This is a genomic window from Acidaminococcus sp. CAG:542 (assembly GCF_000437815.1).
Taxonomy (GTDB): domain Bacteria; phylum Bacillota; class Negativicutes; order Acidaminococcales; family Acidaminococcaceae; genus Acidaminococcus.
In genome coordinates, this window is the sequence record NZ_FR902026.1 from 12,288 (window position 1) to 20,395 (window position 8,108).

An 8,108-nucleotide genomic window follows, 5' to 3' on the forward strand; every position below is an offset into this window, starting at 1 on the left:
CCGGAAAACCTGGAAGCGGCGGCCCGGTCCGCCCTCCAGTCCCTGTGTTCCGACCTGACGCTCAGCCGGGTGAAGTACACCGATGTGAACCTTCTCACGGTGCCCGGCATGGGCTATGAAATGGAAATCCCCAGCGGCTGGCGGATGTACACCCTCCGGGCGGACAATGTGCTGTTCGGACGGTCTCTGAGCAGCGTCCACACCGACGGGATGATGGTCCGGGAATTTTCCGATGACACTTTTGCGGAACTGGGGAATTCCACCCCCGAAGGGCTGAAGGAAGCGGAGAGCGCCTTCATCCAGAAGGTGACCCGGTATACGCCCAACATTACGGTACTGCGCCACGAACCCATTTCCGTGGGCACTCTCAACGGGAGCATGGCGGAATGCACCGACAGCGGGGACCTGAAAAAGGTCTTTGTGGTGAACACCTATCTGATGAACGCCCAGGGCAACGGGTATCAGATCCGGTACCAGACCGACGACACCATCAACTACGACCTGAAACTCCGGGCCTTCAAACAGTCCGTGGAAAGCTTCAGCCTCCTCCAGAACAACGACGGAAGCGGCCTGAAGCCGGGGAAGGATATGTGAAAAGGGACTGTGAAAAAATGAGAAATCATTTTTTCACAGTCCCTTTTCACATTTATGTCACAAACCATTCATAATCTCTTCATCCAGAAAGGTATACAATATGAATTGTAAAGTGACTGGTCAGTCCAGTACTTTTTATATGGAAAAAATTGAACGGGAAGAAGGAATCTTCAATGCAGAAGAAAGCATTTGCAGTGACGCTGGCTGTACTGGCTTCCGTTGCTTCCATGGGTTTTGCAGCTCCTCAGACCAGTTGGGATCAGGGAGAATGGCAGCTGAACGCAGGGGCCTGGGCTCCCAAAGCCAAATTCGACGGGAATGAATCCAGTACCAAATGGAACTTTGACGGTGGCCTGGGTTATGGGATTTCCGACAAATGGGCTCTGGAATACAACTATCGGGGCCTGAAGACCAAAGCCGGAGATTTCAAGACCGACGGTGACCAGAACGAAGTGAACCTGGTATACAGCCTGGGCAAGAACTGGGCTCTGTTCGGCGGCTGGAACCGGATCAACAACGACTTTGACGGCAGCTACCATGGGGCACACACCGGCAGCGCTGACAGCGTAATCAACAACGTGGCTCAGTTCGGTGTACGGACCAAATACGACCTGGCCAAGAACCTGGCTTTCTATGCAGAAGGCGCCCTGGGCACCAAGAAGACCAGCCAGTGGGATGCCGGCCTGGCTTACACCTTCGCTGACAACTGGGATCTGAACGCCGGATACCGGTATGTGGATACCAAGCTGGATGACGACAACAACATCAAATACCGGGGCTTCCTGGTAGGTCTGTCCTATCGGTTCGGCGGCCACAAGAAAGCGGCTCCGGCACCTGTGGAAGAACCGGTGGCACCGACGGTGGCTGAACCGGTTGCTCCGGCTCATGTGTACAATGACTACTATCTGGACAGCATCCACTTTGATTCCGACGTGGATACCCCGAAGGCTTCCGAAGCTGCCAAACTGGCCAACTTCGTAGCTGTAGCCAAGGCTCATCCGGATTCCACCTTCAAACTGGTAGGGAACACCGACTCCGATGCTTCCAACGCCTACAACGAAGACCTGTCCAAACGCCGTGTGCTGAACGTGGCCAAATATGCCAACGACAACGGTGTGGCTGCTTCCCGTATGCAGCTGAACTACAAGGGCGAAAACAACCCTGCGTCCAACAACGCCACCGAAGCCGGCAAAGCCGACAACCGCCGTGTGGATATCTGGGAACATAAATAATTGAAAAAGCAAAAGGGCTGTTGCACGGGCAACAGCCCCTTTCTTTTTCCCCCTTCTTCCCCTATAATATCCCTATCAGAAAGGTCGTGATCATTTATGGAACCATTGGAAAAAATCGCCCGGGCTGCCATTGCCTATGATGCAGGGGATCCCCGGCGGATCCATCATCTTTTGAAAGTCCATGCTTTTGCCCGGCTGATCGGGCTGGGGGAGGGGCTGGATCCCCGGACCCTGTTCCGGCTGGAAGCCGCCGCCTATCTCCATGATATCGGCATCCACGAAGGAGAACGCCGGTACGGCCACTGCACCGGGAAGATCCAGGAAGAACTGGGCCCGGACATTGCCCAGCCCATCCTGGCAGACGCCGGCATCACCGGAGAAGACGCAGAACGGATCAAGTGGCTCATCGGCCATCATCATACCTATGCCAGCATCGACGGCCCGGACGCCCAGATCCTGGCGGAAGCGGATATGCTGGTGAACCCCTACGAAGACGGAGATAACCGGCAGCAGGACGAAGCCCTGTATCAGCGGCTGTACAAGACGGAAACCGGGAAGAAGTTGTTCGAGGAGCTGTATTTGAAGGACCGATAAATCATGACAGAACAGCAGACCGCCGGGAATCCTTCGCCGGATCCCCGGCAAAAAGAACAGGAGCAGGCACAGGCCCGGCGCCGGAAAAAGAAAAAAATCGCTCTGGGGGCGGCCCTGGCGGTGCTGATCGGGGCCGTTTCCGGCTGGTACTTCCTGTATTATATCCGCACCCCCCAGTATGCGGTGAAACTGATCCGGGAATCAGTGAACAAGCACGATATCGTTACCTTCCAGGACCATACGGACCTGACGAAAGTGGTGGACAAAGGGTATGATGTCCTGCTGGCCGCCCAGGGGGAAAATGACGTGGAGGACGGTTACACCGAAGGGGAAAAGGACGAAATCACCCGGCACCTGGAGGAATTGATCCACAATGCCGTCCTGACCGGGGACTGGACCGATTCCTACCGGAAGACCCACCCGGACAAGGTGCTGCCAGTGGACTGGAATGCCCTGAAGGTGAAGGACATCCAGCCAGGGGCCAGCTATCCCCAGGACGCCCTGGTGAACGTCCAGCTGGATAATCCGGCGGTGGGCACGGATACCCTGGTGCTCCACATGCAGAAAAACGAAAAAGGGGACTGGCAGCTGGTGGAAATCACCAACCTGAAAGGGTATTACGGGAAGATCCTCCAGAAAAATCCCCGGACCAAACAGACGAAGCAGGCGGCAGGAGTGGCCGGAGCCGTGCTCCAGGCGGCCCAGGGACTGGAAGAGACCCCTCTGGCTCCCCTCTATGAAGCAGTCCGGGACAAGGTCCAGGAAGCCACTGGCAGTGATGAGCCAGCAGGGGGCAGTGGGACACAGGGAGGCACCCGGCGGAAAAGTGCCGGCAGCCAGGGCACCGTTCTGCCTCCTGCGGTCCAGGGACCCGGAACCACCAGCCCGGAAACCCTGGAACAGCAGCGTCAGGCCCTCCAGAAGGCCCTGAACAGCCCCCTTGTAGGCAAAGTGGTAAGAACACTGGTGGACCACCAGGATGAAATCCTGGCCAAACTGGACCAGCTGGCCCAGGCTACCCAGAACGGCCAGGGAGATGCCGCCATCCAGCAGGAAATCAGCAAATACCAGGGCCAGCTCCAGACCATAGCCAAGATCCTGGATCTGGCGGCCAGGTGGATGAATTAGGAAGAGAGGTGCAGCCTTGGGCTGGTGTAAACGTTTTGGTGCTTTTGTTGTGCTGCTGATGGGTGTTTGTGCACCGGCGGCAGCGGAGAAAATCCTTTTCATTCCCCTGGACAACCGTCCCGTGTCCCTGGCCTATACGGTGGACAGCTTCCGGAAGGCAGGGGTCCAGGTGGTGACCCCGCCGGAGAAGTTCCTGGCCAGCGACCGGCAGAACGGGGACCCGGACAAGCTGGCCCAATGGCTGGACCAGGAAGCCCGGGGAGCGGCAGGAGCGGTGGTATCCACGGACAGTCTCATTTACGGGGGCCTGGTGCCTTCCCGGACCCATGAACTGGATCCGGCGGTGCTGGCCCAAAGGGCCAATGCTCTGCTGGCCTTCAAAAAGCGGCACCCGGGAGTGCCCCTTTACGGCTTTGCCACGGTGATGCGCTCCCCCAAGTGGAGCAGCGCTCCGGCGGAACCGGCTTACTATGCCCAGTACGGGCCTCAGATCTTCCGGTGGGGACAGCTCCGGGACAGAAAGCGGCTGGGGATCCTCACCCGGAAGGAGAAAAACGAACTGAACCAGGTGGAACAGGCTCTGCCCCTGGATATCCGCCGGGATGTACTGGAACGCCGGGGAAAGAACCTGTTTGTGCTGAAAGGGCTTACCCGGGGCCTGGAAGCAGGGAAAATGGACTATTTCCTCATCGGACGGGACGATTCCGCCCCCTATTCCGAAGCCCATAAAGATGCGGCGGACCTGGAAAATTTCGCCGACCCGGCCTTCCGGTACAAGTTCCGGAGTTTTTCCGGGGCGGACGAACTGGGGATGGTGCTGCTGAACCGGGCCCTGAACAAGGCACGGGGAGAGACCCCTCTGGTATACGGCTGGTACAATGGGGGCACCGGAGCCGCCACTGTGGCCAGTTACGAGGACAGCCCCATGGGCACCAGTTACCGGCAGCATGTGCTGGCTGCAGGAGGATACCCGGCCCGGACGGACAAGCGGGCGGACCTGGTGCTGGGGCTCTATACCCCGGGGGACGGGGTGACCCTGGGTGCGGATTCTGCCGCCAACGGACCGGATCTGGATGAACAGGGCCAGCAGTTCCTGGCCACTGCCCAAAAGTACGTCCGGCAGGGACGGAATGTGGGGATCGCCGACGTGGCCTTTGGAAACGGAGGCAGCACCGCCCTGGTAAAGGGCCTGCTGACCGGGGAACCGGGGCAGGAGCCTCTGGGGTACCGGCTGGGGTCCTACGCCGGGTGGAACACTGCCAGCAACAGCCTGGGATACGCCCTGGGCCAGGGGATGCTCCGGCCGTATCTGAGCGACCGGGACCGGCAGGACCTTTTGACCGTCCGGTACCTGGACGACTGGCTCTACCAGAGCAAAGTCCGGCAGCAGGTGCGCCAGGAACTGATCTGGCCCCGACAGTGGACGGACGGAAAGCTCACCGATGCCCAGACCGCCCAGGCGGAAACCCTGGTCACCGAAAAAATGCTGAAAGAAGGAGTGCCCCTCCTGGGCAAGCGGCCGGAACAGTACCGGTACAGCCTGCCCTGGCACAGGACCTTCGAAGTGGCAGTGAAGAGGGCAGAGTGAAGAGTGAAGAGTGAAGAGAGCTAGAGACTGTTCAAATATATTCAGGGAGGATAAAACCATGACCTATTATGAGGAAGCTTTGGCAATGAAAGACGAAATGATCCAGCAGAGACGGGATCTCCATGCCCATCCGGAAACCGCCTGGACTGAATTCCGCACTACGTCCATCATCGCCACAGAACTGGAAAAACTGGGATATGAAGTGAAAATGGGCGCCGACGTGCTGGACGACAGTGCCCGGATGCTGGTGCCCGACGAAGATACCCTGAAAAAATGCGCCCAGCGGGCCATCAAGGAAGGGGCCAATCCGGTGCTGGTGGACCGGATGAAAGGGGGCATGACCGGCTGCGTGGGGATCATGCACTTTGCCAAACCTGGTAAAACCGTAGCTCTCCGGTTCGACATCGACTCCCTGTTCGTGGCCGAGGACCCGGCACCCAGCCACCGGCCCAGCGCCCTGGGGTTCCAGTCCAAACACCCCGGGCTCATGCACGCCTGCGGCCATGACGGCCATGCCACCATTGGCCTGGCCGTAGCCCGGCTGGTGGCTGCTCATAAGGACAAAATGGCCGGTACCCTGAAGATCTGCTTCCAGCCCGGGGAAGAAGGGGTGGTAGGGGCCAAGAGCATGGTCCAGAGCGGCATTGTGGACGATGTGGACTACTTCCTCAGCGGCCATATCGGTCTGGGGGATTACAACGACGGATCCCTGGTGTGCATGACCAAAGGGTTCCTGGCCACCGACAAACTGGATGCGGAATTCACCGGGGTGCCCAGCCATGCAGGCGCCGAACCGGAAAAAGGGAAGAATGCCCTTTTGGCCGCTGCCCAGGCTGCCATTTCCCTCCACACCATCAGCCGCCACAGCGGTGGTTCTTCCCGGATCAACGTAGGGGTCCTGGAAGCCGGCACCGGCCGGAACGTGGTGCCCGCCAACGGTCTGATCAAATTCGAGACCCGGGGAGAAACTGCCGAAATCAACGACTTCATGGCCAAAGAAGCCAGACGGATGTGCCGGGCCGCTGCCATGCTCTATGATGTGGACGTAAAGATCACCCCCCGGGGCAGCGCCACTTCCTCCAACTCCTCCAAGGAGATGGGAGAAGAAATCTATGATTTGGTGAAATCCCAGAATCTGTACCAGCATGTGGTAAAGGAACAGAAAGTCAGCGGCAGTGAAGACTGCTGCTACTTCATGAGCCGGGTCCAGGAACACGGCGGCCAGGCCGTCTACATGCTCTACGGCACCAAAGAAGCCGCCGGCCACCATCAGAGCGATTTTGATTTCAACGAAGACGTACTGCCCCGCACCGCCGCAACCATCACCCTGCTGGTGGAGCATTTTGGGAACAAGTAAGAGTGCAGAGTGAAGAGTGAAGAGCGGGCCTGTGGCCTGCCCCTACGGCGTCAGGGTCGGATGAAATGATCCCAGAAACGGAATTTTCGACAATTCCGTTTCTGGGATTTTTTTTGGATCGATTGATACCAAGGTTGTAGGGGCTGCACCCAGGGGAACCCGTCCCGGCCGCCGGTTTTTCCATGCAAGGCCAAATGGCCAGGCATTTGGCCTCCATGTGCAGTTCTGTGGGCTGTCTCATGGATGGGTCACTTTCCTTTGATTGTTAAAAAATATCTGTCCCCTTTTTTCCCCATTGGATGTCTTATAATAAGAAGAGAGAAAGCAGAGAACCAAGGATCCAAAGAGAGATTTCTATAGGAGGAATGGAGTATGGAGAGCCAATTGCTGGATCAGTTCGGAACGCGGCACTGTGGGGTATTCCTGGGGGTGGATCCCGAAAATCTGGAAGCCCTGAAGCGGTGGCTGCGTCTGGTGGATTTTCGCTGTGAATGGGTCTGGGGCGGACGGGAGCCCTGCTGTCAGGTACTGGTCCATATGAATGCACTGTACCGGCCGGTGTTGGAACGGCTGGGCCCTGCCATGAGCCGGCGGTTTGGGCAGAAAGGAACCCTTTTTGCCGACGAAAACGGCCAGGCCTGGGAATTTTCCCAAAAGGGAGACAAGGGCAAAGCCCTGGGACCACTGACACCCCAGGTGCTGGATCGGTTTTACAGCAGCCTCCTGGGGGAACCCTTCCACTTTCAGGGGTTCCGATTCATGTACACGGTGAATACCGGAGTGCCTGCCATCATCATGGCCCAGCATGTCCATGAGCTGATGGAAAAATATGAAGACTGGGATGTACGGTTCCTGGAGAGAATGGGAAATCCAAATGTAAATAAGGAGTGGTGAAAATGGATAAACTGGTATTGGCCTATGAAGTGGCAAAGAAATTCCACGCCGGACAAAAGGACCGGGCCGGGAAAGACTACATTTATCATGTGAAGTTCGTATCGGATCAGGTGCTTCCCCTGGGAGAAGAATATGCCCTGGTGGGGATGCTCCATGATACCCTGGAAGATACGGCCATGGACCGGGGAACCCTGGAACAGCTGTTTGGGAAAACCGTGGCAGATGCGGTGGCCCTGCTGACCCATGACAAGAAGGTGCCCTATCTGGACTATGTGCGGCAGATCAAAGAAAGCGGGAATCCCTACGCCATTGCCGTGAAAAAGGCGGACCTGCGGAACAATATGGACCTGACCCGGCTGCCGGAAGTGACGGAAAAGGACCGGAAACGGGTGGAAAAATACCGCAAAGCGTACGGGATTTTAAGTGAAGAGCAGTAGGCCGACAGAGGGCTGGGCATCGCAGGAGGTTCAGACTATGGAGAGCAAAGCAGGGGAAAAAGTAATGCGGGCAGATGCAAAGGAACAGCTGGGGAAAGAAACTTGTGAACTGGATCAACTGTTTTTGAATCTTCCAGCTGGGGAGGCTTATCCTCAAATCCAGGCGAAAGCCTGGGATGGCTGCGGCCGGGCTCTTTTTCTTCTGGCTCTGTACCTGGATGGAGGATATGGAACCTTCTTCCTGGATGAGGGACTGGCCCGGTCTTACGCTTCTGCGGCTTTCC

Annotated in this window: 8 protein-coding genes and 1 pseudogene; all 9 read left to right on the top strand. The window is 57.6% G+C overall.

The window, feature by feature from the left end; genetic code table 11:
* Positions 1-594: pseudogene (locus tag QVO43_RS01475) on the top strand (hypothetical protein); the annotation flags it as partial.
* Between the two features lie 173 nt (positions 595-767).
* Positions 768-1,826, top strand: coding sequence for an OmpA family protein (locus QVO43_RS01480; RefSeq protein WP_022486845.1), 1,059 nt, complete (start codon positions 768-770; stop codon positions 1,824-1,826).
* A gap of 96 nt (positions 1,827-1,922) precedes the next feature.
* Positions 1,923-2,420: an HD domain-containing protein gene (locus QVO43_RS01485; protein WP_022486846.1), complete on the top strand. Its 498-nt coding sequence runs from the start codon at positions 1,923-1,925 to the stop codon at positions 2,418-2,420.
* A 3-nt stretch (positions 2,421-2,423) separates the two neighbouring features.
* Positions 2,424-3,548, top strand: coding sequence for a hypothetical protein (locus tag QVO43_RS01490; RefSeq protein ID WP_022486847.1), 1,125 nt, complete (start codon positions 2,424-2,426; stop codon positions 3,546-3,548).
* 16 nt (positions 3,549-3,564) lie between these two features.
* Positions 3,565-5,136, top strand: coding sequence for a DUF4127 family protein (locus tag QVO43_RS01495; RefSeq protein ID WP_022486848.1), 1,572 nt, complete (start codon positions 3,565-3,567; stop codon positions 5,134-5,136).
* Between the two features lie 58 nt (positions 5,137-5,194).
* Positions 5,195-6,493 (top strand): amidohydrolase, encoded by a 1,299-nt coding sequence (locus QVO43_RS01500; protein ID WP_022486849.1) that lies wholly within the window; start codon positions 5,195-5,197, stop codon positions 6,491-6,493.
* Between the two features lie 372 nt (positions 6,494-6,865).
* A complete protein-coding gene (locus QVO43_RS01505) occupies positions 6,866-7,387 on the top strand; it encodes a hypothetical protein (RefSeq protein WP_022486850.1) in 522 nt (173 codons plus the stop codon).
* Between the two features lie 2 nt (positions 7,388-7,389).
* Positions 7,390-7,824 (top strand): HD domain-containing protein, encoded by a 435-nt coding sequence (locus QVO43_RS01510; RefSeq protein WP_022486851.1) that lies wholly within the window; start codon positions 7,390-7,392, stop codon positions 7,822-7,824.
* Between the two features lie 37 nt (positions 7,825-7,861).
* Positions 7,862-8,108, top strand: a 247-nt coding sequence (locus QVO43_RS01515) for a hypothetical protein (protein ID WP_288174302.1), incomplete at its 3' end; no start/stop codon positions are given.